Source organism: Telluria sp. ZT3P25 (assembly GCF_059685895.1).
In genome coordinates this window covers 1-20,696 of sequence record NZ_JCASIJ010000007.1, presented here as the reverse complement: position 1 = coordinate 20,696, position 20,696 = coordinate 1, and the positions used below count along the sequence as shown (strand labels likewise).

The following is a 20,696-nucleotide window of genomic DNA, read 5'->3' as shown; positions in this document are numbered from 1 at the left end:
CGTGAAACGACTTTGCGCCGATGATAGTGCTGCAACCAGTGTGAAAGTAGGTTATCGTCAGGCTAGTTATATAGAAAAGCCCCGCTCAGTGATCTGAGTGGGGCTTTTCGCTTTGGGGCGGCCGATTTGCATGCCCGATCCATCACGCCTGCAGCGCAAACCCTGTCAATATAGATAAAGCACGGCTAACGTAACCAGCCCCATGATGAATGCAAACCGGCGCCATTTCGCATGACGCTCGCGGTACGACAGAAACGCTGCAACAAGCGCGCACAGCAATGGCGCACCATTGTTCAGGACATTTACCAGCATCGAGGCAACCAGTAACTGTGCAATCAACGCGATCCATGGTACGGCGCAATCGGCGTTCGCCATGGATTTCCCGGCGGCTGCCACACGCGGCGCGACCTGTTCCGGATCCCCCCGTTGAGTCGTCGATGCCGGCGCGTCGTTGACCGAGCGTGCGGCCTTCTTCTCGTTCTTGACCTGGTCTGCGGTTTTCTCCAGAACCGGTGCCGGTGGTCCGGACGCTTGCCAGAATCCGTCCCAAGGTGCCTTCCCCTGCGCCGACAGTGCCCGGAACGCGTTGGTACGCTGACGCCCGGCATTGTCAGCAGGCGCGAATGGCCCATCCGACCCACCCCATGTCACGCGTGCCTGACGCACCCTGGCCAGCAAAGGTGCGCCTTTTTCGGCGTCGACCGTGCGAATGAAATGCGCATAGCCCTCCAGCGCGGCAAACACGTTCTCATTCCCATTCCATTGCTTGCCGACCGGCCCGTCCTTCTCGACCTGAAACAACGTCGCGCGAAACCGCCGCAGCATCTCACGGCTTACTGCCGGCCTGGTGTTGACGACGATCCCGGTCACGCTCTGGCGGGCCGAATCGCGCATCACGTGCTGTTTCTGAGGATGGGGCGTGAATCCTTCATCGATCACGATCTGGCGCACCCGCCACAGCAGCTTGCCGGCCAGCTTGCGGCCTTCTTCGTCGGCCGAGAAAGTCAAGTCATCGGCATACCGGGTATAAGTAAAGCCGAGCTTGGCTGCTGCCCCCTGCAGCCGTGCGTCCAATCGCCGGCACAGGATATTGGTCAATGCCGGACTGCTGGGCGCGCCCTGTGGCAACACGCGTGCGCCAAGCGCGACATGAAAGGTCTCACCATCGATGCTCACCTGTTCAGTCGGCGCTTCGGTACACAACAGCGCCAATGTGGTCGCTACTTGCTTGCCGAATCCGAGCTGGGTGAACACGCCACGCACGCGCGGCAAGTCGATCGTCGGGAAAAAATCCTTGAGGTCGACATTGATGACGACAGCCCGGCCGACGTGCGGCGCTGCATTGCTGACGATCGATCGTCCCGCCAGGAAGCCATGCACTGCACCGTGAACCGGGACGCGGGTCAGGACATTATCGAGCACCCAGTACTGGGCGCGCTTCAGGCGCGGCATCGGCGCCGAGATCATGCGTTCGCCGCCCGTCTTCTTTGGCATGGTAAAGCGGCGATAGTGACTGATGCGCGAGACGCGCCGGTCGAACGCCAGGAATCGCAGCTCGTGCAGCGACACGCCCATCGCCTGCGCCAGGTCGCGCGCATCATGCAGCGCCGGTAATGCGAGGCGCGCGAGCCGGTCAGCATCGCTGCGGGCATCTCCCAGGCCGGCCGACACATCCTCACCCAGATACAGCAATTCGCTGGCGCGGCGGACATGCCACGCCTGGGCGCGAGCGTGACGCTCGGCCGCACGCCGCTGGCGTGTCTCTTCGCGCCGAATCTTCGCCTGCGCCATGCGCTCCTTGCGCATCCGCCGCAAGGCAAGGACAGGATCGTCAACCTCACGCAGCTCCGCGCCCAGGGCCGACAGGGCGCGAGTGAGCTCAGCCTCGCGCTGAACCAGTTGCGCAGCCGGCGAATCGTCATGCTGCGCCGGCCAGAAGCCAAGGCGCTGCATTTCTGCCAGGGTGACTTCGTCGCGCGAAGTGGCGCGAATGCGCGCGAGGGCGTCTTCGCGCGACGTGGGTCCGGAAGAAGCGGGAGGGAGCATGGTCATTGGCGAGCCCATGGTGCGGGGCGCAAGAAAGAGGACAGGCACGGCCGGATTGTCATCGAAGGGCCGTGGGGACTGGGGCGCTCAACTCGACGCCAAACGACGCCGGTAGCACCCATGAGATTCAGGGAATCCACATCGTCTGGTGCTACCGGCGTCAGTTTGGCACAGTGAAGAGCGCGCCAGTGACGCATGGGGAGGGCTGAATACGAGGACGGCGATCCACCGTCCGGGTTGCAAGAGCCATCCTGCCGTGCCTGTCGGAACGAGTATAGCAGCGCTGTTGCGCTCGACTCAAGCGATACCGGCGACCGCCGCCAGGGCCGGGTTGGCGCCCGCATCATGCGCTCGCCGCCTGCATGGGCGCCGGCGCCGACGCCAGCCGCACGGCCAGCATGTGCGGGCACGGCCCCTGGCGTAGCCGGTGTTGGGTGAACTGATTGCATTCGCACGCGCCGTCAATGATGCGGCCATCGGCATCGAGCACCAGCATGGCACGGTAGCGGCGTTCGCCCGACCTGGCCACGCCGCTCAACCTGGTCGCGCCATCGGGCAGTGCCTCGGGTGTCGCCGGCTGCACCGCATGCAGCGCCAGCATGGTCGCCGCTTCTGCCTCCGCCGTGCTGGCAAAGCGCAGATCGGCCATCGGCAAAGGCTCGCGCGTCAGTTCGCGCAGGCGGTACACGCGGTCGTTCAAATCATAGACGACGCGGCCGGCCTGGGTGTACAGGGTCAACGCGCGTTCAACGAGCATGCGCGACAGGCCGGTATCGACCGCCAGCTGATCGGCGCTGGCGAACCAGCGCTTGGCCAGCGCCGCATGCACGCGCGCCTTGCTGTCGTCGTCGACGTCGCCGCGTGGCGCCAGCAGGTCGAAGTTGCCTGTCTGGGACCAGTCGTTTGCAGTCCAGCCGGACAGCCCGAGCGTGAAGTGCATCCCGGGCAGGTCGGCAATCCAGAAACTGGGCATGCCGCTACCCATCAGGTGTACGCGAAACTTGCGTGCCAGCGGCAGCAGGCGTTCGAGCAGCAGCAGGCGGCGCCGGCCCCAGATGCGGATCTCGGCACCGGTATTGCCCTGGTAGGGCGAGCGCCGGCAGACAACTTCTTCGTTCCATGGCTCGAACACGGCGCGCACCGGTTCACCTGGCGTCAGAACGAAGCGGATCGAGCGCGGCCCTGCGCGTTCACGGCGCCGCCGCAGCACGCGGCAGAAGTTGTGCAGGTCCATCGGATGCAGGTCGAGCACGTGTGCCGGCAGGTTCATCGCGCTGCTTACTTGCAGGAACCCGCGTACCCAGCTGTCAGGCACATCGATCTTCGGTTCGATGAATGCCGGGTCATCGTCCGAGCGCACCTGGAACCCGCCCGGATCGATCGTCAGCCGCGTCGTCTTGTAGTCCCGGATCTTCTGGAATTCTTCATACAGCGCCTCCGAATAATCGATGTTCGTGGTGCCGCAATTGAATTGGCCGACGTGGTCGAACATCTCATGGCTGCAACTGAGCGCCGCATAGCTCGATTCATCGCGGCTGAAGCATTCGAAGAATACCTGGTCGGGATGCACCGTGATGACGGGATCGAGCAGATACCAGAGCGTGCGGTCGGTGCGGTAGATGTACTCGAAATATGCCGACTGGGCCTTGAAGAACGGCTTGAGCACCGTGGCCTTTTGCGCCCGTACCTGGGCCAGTTCGTCACGCAGCGGCGCCTGGCGCGCACGCAGGTCGGCCGAGCGTGCCTGGAACTGCGCCAGCAGCGCTTCTTCATTCTGGGCCAGCCATGCCTTGTAGGCGGTTTTGTCCGGCGCCTGATACCGCCCGTCGGCGACCACCACGTCGTGCAGCGCCGATATCGCTTCGCGAAAGGGCAGGCGCTGGCCGACGTCGGCAATGAAGCTGGTCGGCGGGCGCAAAGTGTCGGGCACGAAGCGCATCTCGGTGCGTGATGCGCTGTTGTCGACGCCAGATGCGCCGTAGTAGCGATATTGAAATCTCATGCTCGCGTGCGCGCTGGAAGTGTGGGAGGCGGCTGCACCGTCAGCACGGCCGGCAGTTCTGGATAACGGGCCTGGATGGCGCGCAGGCTGTCGATGTAATGCGCCTTGTCGCCGATCGCCATCGTCACCACCTGGCGTGCAAAAAGGTTGGCCACGAAGGCCCCGATCTCCGGCGACAGCATGGCCTGGGCACGCAGGAATACCTGTACGCGCTGGCGCGCCACGCGGCCACGGTTCACCTGCGACAGCACCGTCAAGAAATAGGGTTCGAGACGGCGCAGCCTCAGGATGTCGCCCCCGCTCGCCGCCTCGATCCAGGCACTGACGAACAGCTGCATATTGGCCGACGGGTGCTGGCTTAGCTTGAGCATCAGGTCGACGCCATCGGCGCCCTCCAGATGCATGCTGATCATCGTGCGACCGAAGAGCTGGGCGGCAGGTTCCGGATGGTCGCACAGGCTGACCAGCAGCAGCGGCGTCCAGTCGTCTGCAGCACAGACGCGCGCGAAGAAATCGGTGGCGAACGCGCGCGTGTCATCGAACCTGCTGTCGAACAGGCGTAACGCAGCTTCCAGGTGCGCGCGCACGGTGGCCGGATGGGCCACGAAGGCGGCGTAGGCCCACTGGCGCACGACCGCGTTCTGATTGCACCCGAACGCAGCCCAGTCGGTGACCTCGAAACCGCGTGCGTCGAAGCGATCGATCAGCGCACTGCCCAGCAATTGCGCGCCCTTGCTGCGCGCGGCCAGCAGGCGGCGCAGTAAATCAGGGTCATTCAGTGCCGGCTGTTGCGCCAGCGGCCCGGCGATCCAGCCCAGCAAATCGGCATGCATGCCGGTGCCGGTCTCGCTGCGAAACAGACCATCGAGCAGCACCGGCAGCAGGGTCGCACCGAACGCCGGGTTGAGGCTACCCAAGCGGACGATCACCCCATCGACCGCCTGGCGCACGCCCGCGTCGGGCGCGATGGCAAAGCGTGCGACGAGATCGGTCTGCGCCACGAGCACATGGTCCGGCAGCGCGCCGAACAGCCGCACGCCCATCGCGCGTACCTCGGCCTCGGGATCGCGCAACAACGCCGCCAGGCTTGACGGCGGCAGTACCGATGCCGGCTCGGCGTGCAGCAGCAACCAGTGGCAGGCCAGCACCCGCACGGCGGCCAGCCGGTGGCGCAGCAAAAGAAGGAGCCGCGCGTAGGGCGCCTGCGCGGCGGCGGCGTGCAATGGCGACGTCAGCGCATGCAGCAGGTGGGCGCCGACCAGGTCGATCCTGCTGTCGGCGCAGTCGTCGAGCCAGTCGAGCAACGCCTCCACGATGCTGCTTCCCCCATCAGGCAGCGCCAGGGCCGCCTCGCACAAGCGCCATGCCGCTTCGCGCACCGCCGGCTGCGCCGAGACCAGCATGCCGATCACCAGGTCGGTATCGGCCGCATAGACATGGGGCGCGCGCGCAATCCAGTCAAGGGCATACTGCAGCGCTTCCGGCAGGCCTGATTCGATGAACAGCAGCAGCCAGGATGCATCGGGCGCATCCGGTTCGAAGCGGCGCCGCGCCGTGTCGAAGGCAAATTGTGTGGTGACGGGGTAGGCACTGCGCAGCAGGTGGCGCAGGGTTGCCGCGGGCAGGGCGTCGCACCAGGCCCTGTTGTCGCGCAGTGCGCGCACCGCGAACGCATGCACACCCTCGGCGGCGCTGCGCAGCAACAGCGATAACAAGGCATCGGGATGGGCGTCCCAGAGTTCGGGGAATGCTTCGTACCGCCCGCCCTGGGACAGCGCCTGCTCCGGCTCGTACCAGGTCAGCCCCGTGCTGCTGTGCCGCAGGCCTGCATGGGCGCGCAGCAGGTGGTTGAACAAGGGCCAATGGCCATACCGGCCGACGGCGCCACCGGCGCGCCAGTACGGCTTACTGGCGTCGCGGTCATGGTATTGGACGAGGATGGCCAGCGCCATGGGCACGAAGTCAGGGTCGCCAGCGGCGCCGAGACGGCGCAGCGTACGCCAGCCGCGCCGCAGCAGATAGGCGCGCGTCACGCCGCCATACGCCGCAAGCTGATACCGCTTACCGACCCGCACATAACGTTCGCTGCTGTGCGGCGTGATTTCGAAGCGTCGCTGCAGCAGCCCGAACACCTCGCCATCAGCGCGCATTTCGGCCATCTTGTAGATGTGGCGCACGGCGGCGAACGCCTGACCGCGCAGTTCGATCGCGCGCAGGGCGTCAAGCAGCAGCGGGCGCGCCAGCGGCGCAAGGCTGTCCGCCTGCGCGACCTGGTCGAGTTGCTCGAGCCAGGCGCCGTCCTGGAGCGAAACCGTCAGCAGTGCGGCGCTGTCGGCATCGGCCCAGGCGCGCTGCACGGCCTGGGGCCAGCTGTCGATCAGTGCCTGTGCATGAGCGTGACGCTCGGCGTCGTTCGCCAGCATCAACCAGGCCTGCAGGGCCACGCGGCGCACCGCTTCATGTGTGCTGCGGGTCTGCAGTTCGTGCATGGCCTGCAGGGCGCCCCGGTCGCTGCAGCGGCCAATGGCCCAGGCGATGCAGTAATCCTGCATCGGGTCACCGCGTTCGATCTGCTCGATCAGGACCGGCACGGCGGCGCGCAGGCGACGTTCGCCAATACGCCAGATGGTGCGCTTGCGCTGCAACTGCGACAAGGCGTGCCAGCTGCCTCGCTCGAGGCGTTGCAGAACGGCGCGGTCGGCCTCGGTGAGCAGGATGGGCGCCGTGTGCACGTCCGTGGCTGGCGTGCTGGCTTGGACAATTGGCACTGGCGGCGCAGCGGGATCAGCAAAGCCTTGCGCCAGCTTGGCTGCGACTGCGCGGTCGAATAACCGGTTGGCTTCAGGCAGTGGAACGGGTTGTGGCGTGCGCGTGCTGTCGCGCCACTCTTCGCCGATGCGGCCCTGGCGCAGATTGACGAGGTAACCATCGGCGGCGCCAGTGACGAGGCACAGTTCGATATCGCAATGGATGACGCTGTCTTTTTGCGTCCGGACCAGCTTTACTGTTTTGATCAGCTTCACCGCATCGCCCTTGCAAATGAATCAACTGTCCGATTCTAACCAACAGTCGCTGCCGAGTAAACGCCGCGCGGATCCGCGAGGTCGCACAGACGCGCGAGCAGGGGCTCGGTTGCGTCGGCGAGGCGGTCCAGACTCGCTTCACGCAGCGCCGCCGTGTCCACCACGTTCGCACTGCGCAAACCGGCCCAGTGCAGCAGCGCCGCGCAGGCCGGCGCGCTGTCGAACATGCCGTGCAGGTAGCTGCCGAGAATCTGACCGTCCTCCGAACAGGCGCCTTCCGCGGCGCCGTCGATCTCGAACGCCGGCCGCGCCAGCGCGGCGCCGCTCGACTCGCCCATGTGGATTTCATAGCCGGTCACGGTAGCCTCATGTGCGTCAGGGCTGAAGCGGCAATGCCCCTTTACTTGCGCCAGGCGCTTCTCGCGCGTCAGCGTCGTCTCCATCTCGAGCAGGCCAAGTCCCTCGGAGCCTCCGGCGGCACCTTCGACGCCGTGCGGATCATCGACCCTGCTCCCCAGCATTTGAAAGCCGCCGCAGATGCCGATCACCTTGCCGCCATAACGCATGTGCCGCGCCAGCTGCGCGGGCCAGCCCTGCGCCTGCAGCCAGGCCAGGTCGCCGCGCGTGTTCTTGCTGCCCGGGAGGATGATCAGGTCGGCGCCGGGAATCGCTTCGCCCTCGCGCACGAAACGCAGGTCGACGTCGGGATGCGCGCGCAGCGCATCGAAATCGGTGTGATTGCTCATGCGCGGCAGGCTTGGCACGACCACGCGAAACGCGCCCTTGCTCGTTTGCGCTGCCTGCACGGCATCCTCGGCATCGAGAAACAAGCCATGCAGATAAGGCAGTACCGCCAGCACCGGCTTGCCGGTTTGCGCCTCGAGCCAGTCGAGCCCCGGTTCGAGCAGCTTGATATCGCCGCGGAAGCGGTTGATGACAAAGCCGATCACGCGATCGCGCTCCGACTGCGACAGGCACGATAACGTGCCGACCAGGTGTGCGAACACGCCGCCACGATCGATGTCGGCGACCAGGATCACCGGGCAATCGACAGCTTCGGCAAACCCCATATTGGCGATGTCGCGGTCGCGCAGATTGATTTCGGCCGGACTGCCGGCGCCTTCCACGATCACCGCCTCGTACTGCGCCAGCAGGCGCGCATGCGATTCGAGCACCGCACCCATCGCGATCGGCTTGTACTGGTGGTAGTCGCGCGCATTCATGTCGGCGCGCACGCGGCCATGGATGATGATCTGGGCGCCGGTGTCGCTCGATGGCTTGAGCAGCACCGGGTTCATGTCGGTGTGCGGCTCGATGCCGGCGGCGATGGCCTGCAGCGCCTGGGCGCGGCCGATCTCGCCGCCATCGCGCGTGACCGCGCTATTGAGGGCCATGTTCTGTGGCTTGAATGGCGCGACCTTCACGCCGCGCTGTTTCAACAGCCGGCACAGCGCCGCCACGACCGTCGTTTTGCCGGCGTCCGAGGTCGTCCCTTGCACCATCAGGGTCCGGTAGGGGAACGTATTCATTTCGGCCGACGCTGGCGCGCCTGTTCGAGCACTTCGCACATCGTGGCAGTGCCCTGGATCATGCGCGGCCCCGCGCGATTGAGCAAATGGCCGTCGAGCGTGAACAGGTTGTTGCGGCTCACGGCGGTCATGGTGCCGTAGGTTTTCCACAACTGCACGCCGCCGTAGTTCTTTTCGGCCGTGGCGATGATCACTTCGGGATTTTCCTGCAGCACGCTCTCGAGCGTGACCACCGGCGCCGTCACGGCCAGCTTGTCGAAGACGTTCACGCCGCCGCACAGGTGCATCGCATCGGTCAGGATGTGCTTTCCGCTGAGCGTGTACAGCGGCTTGTCCCATACCTGGTAAAAGACGCGCACCGGCGCGCGGCCTGCGTACCGCTTGCGCAGGCTGGCCAGCTGCGTGCGCAGCGCGGCCGCCGCCGTTTTGGCCGCGGCATCGGTCCCCATCAACTGGCCAAGCCGCTCGACGCTGTCGGGAATGGCGTCCAGTGTCTGCGCATCGCTCTGGAACACCGGGATGCCGAGCTGGCGCACCATCTCGATTTGCCGGTCCGAGCTGTTGTGGCGCCAGGCCACGATCAGGTCGGGCTTCAGCGAGATCAATAATTCCATGTCGATCTCACGGTTCGAGCCGATACGCGGGATACGCTTGGCCGCTTCGGGATAATCGCTGTAGTTGACGGCGCCCACGACGCGGCTGCCGCCACCGGCCGCGAACAGCAGCTCGGTCACGCTCGGCGCGAGCGAGATGATGCGCAGCGCTGGCTTGGCGACCGTGACGGTCTGGCCGCCGTCGTCCTTGACCGTGATCGCGGCTTGCGCACAGGTGATCGACAGACATGCCATCAGGGCAGCCGTCAGCATCGTTGTTTTCATCGTTGGTTCCATTCATGAAGTGCGTGTTCAAAGCGGTGCCATTCAGGTTCGCCTGCCGGCAGGCCGACGCGGATACCGCGCCCGGCTTCCCGGAACAGCCGGCACCAGATGCCGCGCGCCGCCATATGGGCGTGGAAGGCTTCGGGGTGCATCTGCGGCCACCAGCGAAACAGCGCCGTGCCACTGCTGGCAATGCCGTGGTCCAGCAACAGGCGCGTCATCCGCTCGCCGGACTGGCACAGGCTGGCATGCGTGGCCTGCTGCCAGGCGCTATCGATCAGGGCTGCCAGGGCGATCTCCTGCACCGGACCGCTGATGGTCCATGGCCCCAGCAGGTCCGCCAGATCGCGCAGCAGGCTGTCATGCGCGGCGACGAAGCCCAGGCGCAGGCCCGCGAGGCCAAAAAATTTGCCGATCGAGCGCAGCACGATGAGGCCGGGCTGCGAGGCGTGCATCGCCACGCTGAGCGCCGTCGTGGTGTCGCCGAACGCTTCGTCGACGATCAGCCAGCCGCCGCGCGCCTGCAGGCGTGTGGCCCAGTCGAGCAGGCGTTCTGGCGCAATCGTTTCGCCGGTCGGGTTGTTCGGATTGACGACAACGACAACATCGCTGACGTCGACCGCCGCTTCCAGCTCGGCATACGCAACCTGCCGTAACTGGTGGCCATGCTGGCCCCAGTGGTGCGCGTGCTCGGCATACGATGGCGCCGACACGGCGACGCGCGACGGTGCGCGCAGGCGGGGCAGCGCCTGGATCGCGGCCTGGGTGCCGGCCACCGGTAGTAATTGCGGCGCGCGGTAGTACGCGCAGGCCGCTGCCAGCAGCGCGGGATCCGGCTCGGGCAGGCGCAGCCACGCCCCAGGCGATGGCGCCGGCGCCGGATAGCCATGCGGGTTGATCCCGGTCGACAGGTCGATCCAGTCATCGCGCCCGTAATATCGCGCGGCGTCGCGCAGGTTGCCGCCGTGTTCAAGCATGCGGCGCCCCGATCACGGATAACACGGCCAGCAGGCAGACGACGGTTAGCCACAGCAGCGTCGTACGCAGCACCAGCCGCCAGGCGCGCTGGATGTCGCCGGCGCAGGCGGCCGGGCCGGCGCCCAGTGGCGGGCGTTGTTCGACCTCGCCATCGTAGACCGCCGCGCCACCGAGGGATACGCCCAGTGCGCCGGCGCCGCTGGCCATCACCGGCCCGGCGTTCGGGCTGCTCCATGCCGGTGCCTGCGTGCGCCAGCAGTGCCAGGCGCGCGCGCGCCCGGCACCGGCCAGCAGCACATACGACAGCGCGGTCAGGCGCGCCGGCAGATAGTTCATCACGTCGTCGATGCGCGCTGCAGGGCGGCCGAACAGATTGAAACGCGCGCTACGGTAACCCCACATCGCATCGAGCGTATTGGCCAGCCGGAACAGCACCGCGCCCGGCCCACCCAGCAGGATGAACCAGAACAGCGTGCCGAACACGGCGTCGTTACCGTTTTCAAGAAGCGACTCGGCGCTCGCCTTGGCCAGGTCGGACTCGCTGGCGCTGGCAGTGTCGCGGCTGACGATGCGGGCGGTCAGTGCGCGCGCCTGGGCCAGGTCGCCGCCGCGCAGCGCCTCGTAGATCGGGATTGTATGGTCGCGCAGGCTGCGCAGGCCGATGCACAGATACAGCAGCACCGCATGCAGCCACAGGCCGGCGACATCGGTCAGCAGCAAGAACAAGGCAGCCAATGGGAGCACTGCCAATGCCCATGCCAGGCTGCCGCGCGGCAGGCGCAGCTTGCCGCGGTTCAGGCGCCGTTCGATGAAGTTCGCCAGATTGCCGAAGCCGACCAGCGGATGCCAGCGCCGCGTCTCGCCCAGCAGCAGATCGAGCGCGACACCTGCCACCAGCAGCAGCGCCATCGTCGCCAGCGACAGGCCAGTCAGCACAGGGAACCCTTCAGAACAAGTGGCAGGCCGGCCGCGACCAGCACCGCGCGGTCCACGCGCGCAGCCACGGCCTGGTTCAAGCGCCCGGCTTCGTCGGCAAAGCTGCGCGAGATCGCGCCCCACGGCACGATGCCCATCCCGACTTCATTCGACACAAAGACCACGTCGCCCGGCACGCCCGCGTCGAGCAGGTCCAGCAGAGCTGCGCGCTCCTCGTGGAACCGGTCCGGCAGCGTCAAGGCGCCGACCTCGGGATATTCCCGGCCATCGCAGAACATCAGGTTGCTGAGCCACAGCGTCAGGCAATCGACCAGCACCAGGCGGCCCGGCAGGCATTCGGTGCGCAGCGTCTGCGCCAGCGCCAGTTCTTCCTCGACCGTGCGCCATTCGTGCGGCCGCTGCTCCCGGTGCAGCGCAATACGCGCCGCCATCTCGCCATCACCCGCACGCGAGGTGGCGATATACACGACTTCCTGGCCCGAGTCGCGCGCCAGCCGTTCGGCGAAGGCGCTCTTGCCCGAGCGTGCGCCGCCAAAGACCAGCGTCGCGCTCATGGCGCACCGCCAAACAGTGCGGCAACCGCGCGCGGGTTGGACGGAAAGTAGCCGTGGAAGTACGACGCGAACAGCGAGCCGACGCGGTACACCGCTTCGCCCGGTGTCTGCGTGCGCTGCTTGACGGTATGCGCCTGCGGCGGCACGCCGGTGGCCAGCAGCGAATAGTGGAAGGTGTGACCGCGCAGTTCGCCCTCCGGCGCGGCCAGCGCATGCATCCCGAGGCCAGCCAGGCGCTGTTGCATCGCCACTTCGCCCGGCAGCACGCCAGCCATCTCCCAGCGTCGGCCATCGCTGTCGGTCAAGCCATCGGCCAGGGCCATCATGCCGCCGCATTCGGCCACGATCGGCACGCCGCGCGCATGGGCCGCGCGGATCGAATCGCGCCAGCGCGTTGCGCCTTGCAGCGCCGCGCCATGCAGCTCGGGATAGCCGCCCGGCAGATACACGGCGTCGGCATGGTCCGGCACCGCGTCGTTCGACAGTGGGGCAAAGTACGTGATCTGCGCCCCCAGCGCTTTGAGCAGCTCGACGTTGGCCGGATACACGAACATGAATGACGGGTCATGCGCGATTGCGATCGTGCGGCCGGCTAGCGGCGTGTCGATCTGCGCCGGGACGGCGCGCGCTGGTTCCATCACCGGCAGCGCATCCCACGCCGCCTCGTCGAATTCGATGCTGTCGGCCAGCGCGTCAAGGATACGCTGCAGCTCTTCGACTTCACCCGGCAGCACCAGGCCCAGGTGCCGCTCGGGCAGGTGATGTTCCTGACGCGCCAGGGTGCCGATCAGGGGAATATCGCGCAGCGACTCCTTGACCATCGCCGCGTGGCCGCTGCTGGCGACGCGGTTGGCGATCACGCCCGCCATCTGCACGGGACCATAGTCACGCAAGCCTTGCGCCACGGCGCCGGCCGTCTGCGCCATCGCCGATGCATCCAGCACCGCCAGCACGGGAATCCCGAACGCGCGCGCCAGGTCGGCGCTCGATGGCGTGCCGTCGTACAGGCCCATCACGCCTTCGACGAGAATCGCGTCGGCCTCCGCAGCGGCGGCCTGCAGGCGCTGGCGGCATGCCTCGGGCCCGACCATCCACAGATCCAGATTGTGGACCGGTGTGCCGCACGCGCTCTCCAGCATCACCGGATCGACGAAGTCGGGACCGCACTTGAACACGCGCACGCGCTTGCCCATGCGGATCAGGCGCCGCGCCAGCGCGGCCGTGACAGTGGTCTTGCCCTGGCCGGAGGCCATTGCTGCCACCAGCACCACGCGCGCACCGGGATGCGCGTTCATTACCACTCCGTCCCGGCCTGGGCGCCGATCCCCGCCTTGAACGCGTGCTTGACGACGTTCATTTCGGTGACGGTGTCGGCGACCGCCACCAGTTCGGGCGGTGCGCCACGGCCCGTGATCACCACGTGCTGCATGGTCGGGCGGTCGAGCAGGTCGGCGATCACGGTGTGCACGTCGACGTACCCGTATTTAAGGGCGATATTCAGTTCGTCCAGCACCACCATCCCGATGGTCGGATCGGACAGGAACTGTTTGGCCAGCGCCCATGCCTCGGTTGCTTTTTCGATGTCGCGCTCGCGGTTCTGGGTTTCCCAGGTATAGCCTTCGCCCATCGCATGGAAGCGCACTTCGTCCGGGAAGCGGCGCAGGAAGGTTTCTTCGCCGGTCGACAGCGCGCCCTTGATGAACTGGACCACGCCGACCTGCATGCCGTGGCCCAGCGCGCGCGCCACCATGCCGAACGCGCTCGAGCTCTTGCCCTTGCCGTTGCCGGTATTGACAATGATGATGCCGATTTCCTTGTCGGCCGACGCGATCTTTGCGTCGATGACGGCTTTCTTGCGTTCCATGCGTACGCGATGGCGTTCATTCAGCGCAGCGGTTTGTTCGGGAGTCATGTCGTTCATGCGGAATCCTCTTGAGGGATGAAGATGCGGCGGCCGTGATGTTCGATCATCTCGATCGGGTGGCCGAGGTAGTCGCCCAGCAGCGCGCTCTGCATGGTCTGTTCATTGGTGCCGGCCTGCCAGCGGCCATCACCCATGAGCAGCAGCACGTGGGTCGAAATGCGCGAAGCCAGGTTCAGGTCGTGGCCGATCATGACCACGGTCTTGTTCTGCTCGCGGCACAGGCGCGCCAGCAGGCCTGTCACGCTCACCTGGTGCGCCAGGTCGAGCGCATTGGCTGGCTCGTCGAGCAGCAGCAACGGAGTTTGTTGGGCCAGCAGGGTGGCAATCGCCACGCGCTGGCGCTCGCCGCCGGACAGCGTGCGCACGTCGCGCGCCGCCAGGTCACTTACGTCCATTGATGCCAGGGCTTCCAGCGCAATCTGATGGTCGTCGCTGCCTTCCCAGTAGCGGTTGGCGTGGTATGGGTGGCGCGCCGAGAGCACGCTCTCGAGCACCGTGTAGGCAAAGGCGTCGTGGCGCGACTGGGCGAGAAAGGCGCGTTCGCGCGCCAGGTCGGTCAGCGGCCAGGCCGCCAGAGCGCGTCCTCCGATGTGGACCGCGCCGCCGTCGGGCTGGTGCAAGCCTGCCAGCGTGCGCAGCAAGGTGCTCTTGCCGGCACCGTTGCGGCCGATGATGCTCCAGCATTCACCGGGTTGCGCGGCCCAGTTCAGGCCCTGCACCAGGGTGCGCCCGGCAATGGAAAGGCGCAGGTCGTGGGTGGCGATGGTGCTCATTTGCGCATGCGGTGCAGTTGATACAGGAAGACCGGCGCACCGATCATCGCGGTGATGGCGCCCACCGGCAGCTGCTGCGGCGCGACGATCGTGCGTGCCAGCGTATCGCACAGCACGAGGAACGCACCGCCGCTCAGGACGACGGCGGGAATCAGCACGCGGTGATCGGGACCGAAGGCAAAGCGGCAGGCGTGGGGCACGATCAGGCCGACGAAGCCGACGGCGCCCGCGCTGGTGACGGCGCTTGCGGTGAGCAGCGCCGACACGAAGAACAGGCCCTTGCGCAGCGCGCTCACGCGCACGCCCAGCGTGACGGCGTTTTCTGCGTGCAGCGCGACCATGTTCATGGCGCGCGCGCTGCGCATGGCAAACAGCAGCGCGCCGACCAGCACGACCCACGGCGCCAGGCGCAGCGGCGCGCCGGCCAGGTCGCCGATCAGCCAGAAGATCATGCTGCGCAGGCGCCCCTCAGGGGCGATCGACAGCATGAGGGTGATGAGGGAGCTGCACAAGGCCGAGACGATCACCCCGGTCAGCAGCAGCATCGAGGCGCCGCCTTCGGCGGCCTGGCCGCTGCGCAGGTCGCGCCGCGCCAGCACGTACAGCAGCAGGGAGACGGTGACGGCGCCCACCAGGGCGGCCGCATCGACCATCAGCGTGGACGCCATGAGCAGCAGGGCGAGGAGGGCGCCGACCGAGGCGCCGGACGAGACGCCCAGCACATACGGGTCGGCGAGGGGATTGCGTAACAGCGCCTGCATCATCAGGCCGGCCAGGGCGAGGGCGCCGCCGGTGGCAAAGGCCACCAGCGCGCGGCTGGCGCGCAGGTCGAGCAGGGATGCGGACAGGGATTCGGGTTGGCCGCTGGCCAGCTGGCGCAGGGCGTCGGGGATGTCGCTGAGCGGCACGCGGATGGAACCAGTCATGCCCGAGAACAGCAGGGTGGCGATGGCCAGGACCAGCATGGCGCCGACGATAAGCGTGGCGCGTTGGCGTAATGACGGGACGGGTGCTTGCATGCGGGCCCTGATAGTTGATCGATGCCCGCGGCGCGTGCGCCGCGGGCGGAAAATGCCAGCTTAACGGATGCCGTAGCGCAGCGACGCGAACCAGGTGCGGCCACTGGTGCCGTAGTTGCGCGCCACTTCGTAGTTCTTGTCCGCGACGTTGTTTACTCGCAGCAGTAAGGACCAGTCGGGCGTGAACTGGTACGTGGTGTACAGGTTCAGCAAGCCGTAGCCACCCAGGCGGCTGGTATTGGGCGCGTTGTCGAAACGGTCACCCGACACGGTCAGCTCGGCGCCGCTCTTTAACTGGCCCATCACGTAGTCGGCCGCGAAGTTGGCGTGCTTCTTCGCGCGGCGCGCCAGCTGGCGGCCGGTTGTGTCGTCACGCGGATCCTGCCAATCGAGGCTGGCGCGCAGGTTCACGTCCATCAGGCGCGTGCTGCCGGCCAGCGAGAAGCCTTCGAGCGTCGCTTCGTTGACGTTGTAGGCGCAGCTGCGGTTGATACCGTCCGGGCATGGCGTGCTGGATACGATCATGTCGGTCAGGCGATTGTGGAAGTACGTGGCGTCGAGGTTGTAGCCGTTGCCGTCGTAGCGCAGGCCCACTTCGCGGTTGCGGCCTTTTTCCGGCTTGTTCGTCTCCAGGCCGTAGTTCGGGAAGTACAACTCGTTGAAAGTCGGGGCGCGGAAGCTCGTGCCGATGCTGGCGGTGGCGCGCAGGCCGTTGCCGAACTCGTAGCCGTAGCCGGCGGCGCCAGTGTTCTGGCTGCCGTAGACCGAGCGGTCCTGGCGCGCGCTGACATCGAACAGATGATTGGCGCGCTTGGCCGAATACGCTGCTGCATACGAATTGGTAATGCGCGTCTTGCGCATCGACGCTACCTCTTCTTTGCGGTGGTTGAACAGCAGCTGCAGGGTATCCTGGCCGATGGCGACGTTGTTTTGCCACGAGAATTCGTTCTGCTCGGTGTCGGCCTGGCTGGCGCCGCTGGCCGTGGCGTTGCTGAAGCTGCCCGACTTGTCTTCCGAACGCGCGTACTGCACGGTGCTACGCCAGTTCGGCAGGATCTGGTTGGTCATGAAGACTGCGGCGGTATTGAGGTCCGTGTCGCTGTGCACATCGTAGCTGCCGGAACCACTGGCATCGTACTGGCTGTACGTGCGGCTGGCCAGGAACTGGGCGCCGATCTCGTGACCCGGCGCGAGCGCCATCGACACACGACCATTGGCGTTGCGGCGACGATAGCCGTCTTCGTCGGCGTTGTAGCCCGACGCACCCGGCCGCGTGGACGAGAAGCCATCCGACTCTTCGTAGCCGGCGCCGAAGGCATAGCTGATGGCATTCGGGCCACCGCTGCTGCCGAAGATGCCTGCATCGCCCTGCAGCGTCGCGTTGCTGCCGGCGCCGAGCGAAGCGGTGACGACAGGTGCGCCTTCACCCTTGCGGGTGAATATCTGGATCACGCCGCCGATGGCGTCGGCGCCGTACAACGTGCTCAGTGGCCCGTAGACGATTTCGATGCGGTCGATGGCGCCCAGCGGGATGGCATTCCAGCTGGCAGTGCCGGTAGTGCCGGAGGCGATGCGCACGCCGTCGAGCAGCACGACGATCTGGTTGGCGTTCGCGCCGCGCACGTAGACGCTGGTGGCGGTGCCGGCCGGGCCGTTGCGGGTGATCTCGATGCCGCGTTGGCGCTGCAGGATGTCGGCCACCGAGCCGGCGCCCGAGCGCGCGATTTCTTCGGCGTTGATGACGGTGGTGTCGGCGATCAGGTCTGCAGCGGGTTGCGGCGTGCGGGTGGCGGTGACGACGACGGTGTCAGCGACTTCGGCGATGGCGGTGGACGAGATGAGGGCGAGTGCGAGCGACACGGCGGCCGCTTGCCGGCTTACTGGAAAATTCATGAGTGGTTCTTATCAAAGGCATCCCGCCGACGTCCCCGTGGGCTGGATTCAAAGGATCGCGCTGTGCGCGTATCCACCTTTTGGCCGGTATCCGGGCTGACAAGTATGGCCGTCCGACCTTCCCATGCTCAGAAAAGCACAGTGGTATGAGGGGGCGGTTTGCCGCAGGGCCCGATGAAAGGCTGCAGCACTTGCTTACCGTTGCGGGGGCAGCACGCGTTGGCCCTGTGAAGGGCTTCGTGTTTCCCGTTTAACTGCACCTGCGAACGCAGGTGCGAGCACCAAAACGCGCTCATTATAAGGTGGTTGAACCGGGCATTGTCATATTTCCAGCACCATGACTTCGCCATAGCCGATCTGGTGTGGTGTCGATGCCGCACGCAGCGCAGCATCCTCCAATGTACCGCCGCCGGACATGGCGTGCAGCAGGCGCATGGTGCCGGCGTGGCAGATCACGAGTGCTGCGGCGCACCCTGCGCGCTGGATGTCGGCCCGAAACGCGGCCACGCGCACGGCCACCTGCAGGACGTTTTCGCCGCCGCCGGGGCGGTAGTGGAGCAGGTCGGCGTTCCAGGCATCGATCTCGTCCCGCGCGATGTCGTCCCAGTGGCGCAGCTCCCACGTGCCAAAGTCCATCTCGGCCAGGCGTGCGTCGAACGTGGGCGCGGTTGACAGCTGCTGCGCCAATACGGCGCTGCGTTGCAATGGGCTGGCGTAGACCGGCATGGTGCCGGGCAGGCCTTGATTGGTCAGCGCCGCCAGCACGCGTGCGGTGTCTGTTGCCTGCGCTGGCAGGTCGGTGCGGCCGTAGCAGTGCCCGGCCGGCACGCCCGGTTTCGGGTGGCGTACGAGGTACAGGCGCATCAGGCCAGCGCGCCGCGCCCGAGCGTGGCCAGTACCGCGATATAGATGGCGACTTCGGCCAACTGCTGCACGGCGCCCAGACAGTCGCCCGTATAGCCCTGCAGCCGGCGCGTGAATGTGCGGGCCAGCCAGCGCGTGGCCAGCAAGGCCGCGAACAGCGCCGCGCCAATCGCCGCTAGGTCGAGCAGGCCGACGGCGAGCAGCACGATCGCTGGCACCAGCACCGTGAGCGTTGCGATCCCGAATTCGGCGCTGCTCATGCGCACGGCCAGCGGCTTGGCCTTGCCTTCGGCGCGGGCATATTCCATCTGCCAGATCAGGGACGTGGCGGCCAGGCGCGAAAGCGGGTGGGCCAGCAGCAGGGCGCCGACAGCAGTCAAGGGCGGCAGCGTGGCGAGTGCGGCCAGCTTCGCGCCCAGCATGCAGACGATACCGATCGCGCCATACGCACCGACGCGCGAATCCTTCATGATCTCGAGAGCGCGCTCCTTCGTCATGCCGCCGCCCAGACCATCGCAGGTATCGGCAAAGCCGTCTTCGTGGAAAGCGCCGGTGAGGTAGATCGTCGCGGCCGTGGAAAGGACGGCGGCCACTGGCGCTGGCAGCCAGTGCGCGGCGATGACGTAGACGGCCGCGCCGATCGCGCCCACCACGACGCCGACCAGCGGGAAGTAGCGCGACGCGTGATTGAGCCAGGCCGGCTCGAAGCCGACCCAGTGCGGGATCGGGATCCGCGTGAAAAACTGAAGCGCAATGAAGAACAGGCGCAGTTGATGGATCATCCCGCGTGCTCGCCGAGTTGTCCCGAGACCTGGGCCGATGCGAAGGTCGCCATCTCGCTCAGGAAGTTGGCCGCCGCGTGCAGCAAGGGCAGAGCGAGTGCGCTGCCGGTGCCTTCACCCAGGCGCAGGCCCAGGTCGAGCAGCGGGCTGGCCCCGAGCTGATCGAGCAGCAGGGCGTGGCCATGCTCGCCCGAGCAGTGCGCGAACACGCAGTAGTCGAGGATCGCCGGTTGCAGGCGCGCGGCGACCAGCAGCGCGCTGGTGACGATGAAGCCGTCGATCAGCAGCACCTTGCGCAGGCTGGCTGCCTGCAGCATGGCGCCGGCCATCATCGCGATCTCGAAGCCGCCGAAGGTGGCCAGGACGTCGAGCGGTTCGTGCACGCTGGCGTGATGCGCGACGGCGGCGGCAACCACGTTCTCTTTATGGCGGATGCCGTCAGGCGTCAGGCCGGTGCCGGCGCCGACGCAGGCAGCCGCCGGCTGGCCGGTCAGCTTGTGCATCAGGGCAGCGGCAGCGGTCGTGTTCCCGATGCCCATCTCGCCGAAGCCCACGACGTTGCCGGGCAGGTCGCGCGCCAGGACCATGCCATGTTCGAGGGCTGTTGCGCAGTCTTGTGTGGACATCGCCGGTTCAACGGCGAAGTTGCAGGTACCGTTCGCCACTTTTCGATCGAGCAGCCCAGCGCGCACGCCGAAGTCATGATTCACGCCAGCGTCGATCACGCGTAGCGCGCAGCCATTCTGGCGCGCGAAGACATTGATGGCAGCGCCGTTGGCCAGGAAGTTCTCGACCATCTGCCAGGTCACGTCCTGCGGATAGGCGGAAACACCTTCGGCAACCACGCCATGGTCGGCGGCGAACACGAGGATCGCAGGTTGGTCGATCGTCACCTGGGTTGTCTGCTGTATCAGCCCTAACTGGGTAGCGAGCGACTCGAGGCGGCCCAGGCTGCCGAGCGGTTTGGTCTTGTTATTGATGGCCGCAGCCAGGGATTGGGATAGCGCCGGGTTGGCGATCGGGGCAATAACAGGAATATGCATGAGTAATGGAAAGGTCGCTATGGGCGGCGGCTACGATATCACAGCAGAAAGCATTGCAAGACGGCCGAGGCTTTGTTATAGTCTCGCTCCTCGACGCAGACGCCGCTTCAAACGCAGCGACAGCGAAGAAAAAGAAGGAAATAAGGGGTTGACGAATTTTGAGAAACACTTCATAATCTCGCCTCTCTGCTGCTAACGAACACAACGCTTCGTAGCAAACGGCAGAAGCAGCACCGAATAAAGTTCTTTAAAAATTAACAGTCGATAAGTGTGGGCGTTTGATGAAGGTGCCAAGAACTTCGGTTCTTGATTACTTAAATTATCAAATGTTCACAAAAAAAGAAATACGTTGTCTCAGCAATGAGATAACGGTCAGTATTTTGAGTGAGCGACCCCTGCCGTAAGGTAGGGTGGCAGAAATGCCAACAAACAGAGATTGAACTGAAGAGTTT

At 66.1% G+C, this 20,696-nt stretch carries 16 protein-coding genes and 1 riboswitch; all 16 genes read right to left on the bottom strand.

Annotated features, from left to right (window positions below):
- Nucleotides 1–165 precede the first annotated feature (165 nt).
- On the bottom strand, nucleotides 166–2,094 hold the full coding sequence (locus tag AC56LY_RS24320) for a reverse transcriptase family protein (RefSeq protein WP_499583693.1): 1,929 nt from the start codon (nucleotides 2,092–2,094) through the stop codon (nucleotides 166–168).
- A gap of 295 nt (nucleotides 2,095–2,389) precedes the next feature.
- On the bottom strand, nucleotides 2,390–4,048 hold the full coding sequence (locus AC56LY_RS24315) for an SWIM zinc finger family protein (protein WP_499583692.1): 1,659 nt from the start codon (nucleotides 4,046–4,048) through the stop codon (nucleotides 2,390–2,392).
- Nucleotides 4,045–7,071 (bottom strand): hypothetical protein, encoded by a 3,027-nt coding sequence (locus tag AC56LY_RS24310; protein ID WP_499583691.1) that lies wholly within the window; start codon nucleotides 7,069–7,071, stop codon nucleotides 4,045–4,047. The genes AC56LY_RS24315 and AC56LY_RS24310 overlap by 4 nt, the downstream gene beginning before the upstream one ends.
- A 35-nt stretch (nucleotides 7,072–7,106) precedes the next feature.
- Nucleotides 7,107–8,600, bottom strand: a complete 1,494-nt coding sequence (locus AC56LY_RS24305; RefSeq protein ID WP_499583690.1) for a cobyric acid synthase — start codon at nucleotides 8,598–8,600, stop codon at nucleotides 7,107–7,109.
- Nucleotides 8,597–9,478 carry a cobalamin-binding protein gene (locus AC56LY_RS24300; RefSeq protein ID WP_499583689.1) on the bottom strand — a complete coding sequence of 294 codons (882 nt, stop codon included), beginning with the start codon at nucleotides 9,476–9,478 and terminating at the stop codon, nucleotides 8,597–8,599. The genes AC56LY_RS24305 and AC56LY_RS24300 overlap by 4 nt, the downstream gene beginning before the upstream one ends.
- Entirely contained in the window at nucleotides 9,475–10,455 is a 981-nt protein-coding gene (gene cobD, locus AC56LY_RS24295; RefSeq protein WP_499583688.1) for a threonine-phosphate decarboxylase CobD, read from the bottom strand. The genes AC56LY_RS24300 and cobD overlap by 4 nt, the downstream gene beginning before the upstream one ends.
- Nucleotides 10,448–11,392: an adenosylcobinamide-phosphate synthase CbiB gene (gene cbiB, locus AC56LY_RS24290; protein WP_499583687.1), complete on the bottom strand. Its 945-nt coding sequence runs from the start codon at nucleotides 11,390–11,392 to the stop codon at nucleotides 10,448–10,450. Before cbiB ends, cobD begins: the two co-directional genes overlap by 8 nt.
- On the bottom strand, nucleotides 11,386–11,946 hold the full coding sequence (cobU, locus tag AC56LY_RS24285) for a bifunctional adenosylcobinamide kinase/adenosylcobinamide-phosphate guanylyltransferase (RefSeq protein ID WP_499583686.1): 561 nt from the start codon (nucleotides 11,944–11,946) through the stop codon (nucleotides 11,386–11,388). Before cobU ends, cbiB begins: the two co-directional genes overlap by 7 nt.
- On the bottom strand, nucleotides 11,943–13,241 hold the full coding sequence (locus tag AC56LY_RS24280; RefSeq protein WP_499583685.1) for a cobyrinic acid a,c-diamide synthase CobB: 1,299 nt from the start codon (nucleotides 13,239–13,241) through the stop codon (nucleotides 11,943–11,945). The genes cobU and AC56LY_RS24280 overlap by 4 nt, the downstream gene beginning before the upstream one ends.
- The gene (gene cobO / locus AC56LY_RS24275) at nucleotides 13,241–13,867 is read right to left on the bottom strand and encodes a cob(I)yrinic acid a,c-diamide adenosyltransferase (RefSeq protein WP_499583684.1); all 627 of its coding nucleotides are present in this window, start codon (nucleotides 13,865–13,867) and stop codon (nucleotides 13,241–13,243) included. The genes AC56LY_RS24280 and cobO overlap by 1 nt, the downstream gene beginning before the upstream one ends.
- Nucleotides 13,864–14,643, bottom strand: coding sequence for an ABC transporter ATP-binding protein (locus AC56LY_RS24270; RefSeq protein WP_499583683.1), 780 nt, complete (start codon nucleotides 14,641–14,643; stop codon nucleotides 13,864–13,866). The genes cobO and AC56LY_RS24270 overlap by 4 nt, the downstream gene beginning before the upstream one ends.
- Nucleotides 14,640–15,662: a FecCD family ABC transporter permease gene (locus tag AC56LY_RS24265; RefSeq protein WP_499583682.1), complete on the bottom strand. Its 1,023-nt coding sequence runs from the start codon at nucleotides 15,660–15,662 to the stop codon at nucleotides 14,640–14,642. The genes AC56LY_RS24270 and AC56LY_RS24265 overlap by 4 nt, the downstream gene beginning before the upstream one ends.
- A gap of 60 nt (nucleotides 15,663–15,722) precedes the next feature.
- The gene (locus tag AC56LY_RS24260; protein ID WP_499583681.1) at nucleotides 15,723–17,555 is read right to left on the bottom strand and encodes a TonB-dependent receptor domain-containing protein; all 1,833 of its coding nucleotides are present in this window, start codon (nucleotides 17,553–17,555) and stop codon (nucleotides 15,723–15,725) included.
- A 65-nt stretch (nucleotides 17,556–17,620) separates the two neighbouring features.
- A riboswitch (cobalamin riboswitch) is annotated at nucleotides 17,621–17,856 on the bottom strand.
- Nucleotides 17,857–17,876: 20 nt separating this feature from the next.
- On the bottom strand, nucleotides 17,877–18,419 hold the full coding sequence (locus tag AC56LY_RS24255; protein WP_499583680.1) for a histidine phosphatase family protein: 543 nt from the start codon (nucleotides 18,417–18,419) through the stop codon (nucleotides 17,877–17,879).
- Nucleotides 18,419–19,201, bottom strand: coding sequence for an adenosylcobinamide-GDP ribazoletransferase (locus AC56LY_RS24250; protein WP_499583679.1), 783 nt, complete (start codon nucleotides 19,199–19,201; stop codon nucleotides 18,419–18,421). Before AC56LY_RS24250 ends, AC56LY_RS24255 begins: the two co-directional genes overlap by 1 nt.
- Nucleotides 19,198–20,244: a nicotinate-nucleotide--dimethylbenzimidazole phosphoribosyltransferase gene (gene cobT, locus AC56LY_RS24245; protein ID WP_499583678.1), complete on the bottom strand. Its 1,047-nt coding sequence runs from the start codon at nucleotides 20,242–20,244 to the stop codon at nucleotides 19,198–19,200. The genes AC56LY_RS24250 and cobT overlap by 4 nt, the downstream gene beginning before the upstream one ends.
- Nucleotides 20,245–20,696: the final 452 nt, after the last annotated feature.

Bases quoted from the DNA above. Each gene is read 5' to 3' on its own strand.
- cobT (WP_499583678.1), bottom strand. From the start codon at position 20,244: ATGCATATTCCTGTTATTGCCCCGATCGCCAACCCGGCGCTATCCCAA.
- AC56LY_RS24305 (WP_499583690.1), bottom strand. From the start codon at position 8,600: ATGAATACGTTCCCCTACCGGACCCTGATGGTGCAAGGGACGACCTCG.
- cobD (WP_499583688.1), bottom strand. From the start codon at position 10,455: ATGCTTGAACACGGCGGCAACCTGCGCGACGCCGCGCGATATTACGGG.
- AC56LY_RS24260 (WP_499583681.1), bottom strand. From the start codon at position 17,555: ATGAATTTTCCAGTAAGCCGGCAAGCGGCCGCCGTGTCGCTCGCACTC.
- AC56LY_RS24250 (WP_499583679.1), bottom strand. From the start codon at position 19,201: ATGATCCATCAACTGCGCCTGTTCTTCATTGCGCTTCAGTTTTTCACG.
- cobO (WP_499583684.1), bottom strand. From the start codon at position 13,867: ATGAACGACATGACTCCCGAACAAACCGCTGCGCTGAATGAACGCCAT.
- AC56LY_RS24315 (WP_499583692.1), bottom strand. From the start codon at position 4,048: ATGAGATTTCAATATCGCTACTACGGCGCATCTGGCGTCGACAACAGC.
- cobU (WP_499583686.1), bottom strand. From the start codon at position 11,946: ATGAGCGCGACGCTGGTCTTTGGCGGCGCACGCTCGGGCAAGAGCGCC.
- AC56LY_RS24270 (WP_499583683.1), bottom strand. From the start codon at position 14,643: ATGAGCACCATCGCCACCCACGACCTGCGCCTTTCCATTGCCGGGCGC.
- AC56LY_RS24265 (WP_499583682.1), bottom strand. From the start codon at position 15,662: ATGCAAGCACCCGTCCCGTCATTACGCCAACGCGCCACGCTTATCGTC.
- AC56LY_RS24255 (WP_499583680.1), bottom strand. From the start codon at position 18,419: ATGCGCCTGTACCTCGTACGCCACCCGAAACCGGGCGTGCCGGCCGGG.
- AC56LY_RS24300 (WP_499583689.1), bottom strand. From the start codon at position 9,478: ATGAAAACAACGATGCTGACGGCTGCCCTGATGGCATGTCTGTCGATC.
- AC56LY_RS24280 (WP_499583685.1), bottom strand. From the start codon at position 13,241: ATGAACGCGCATCCCGGTGCGCGCGTGGTGCTGGTGGCAGCAATGGCC.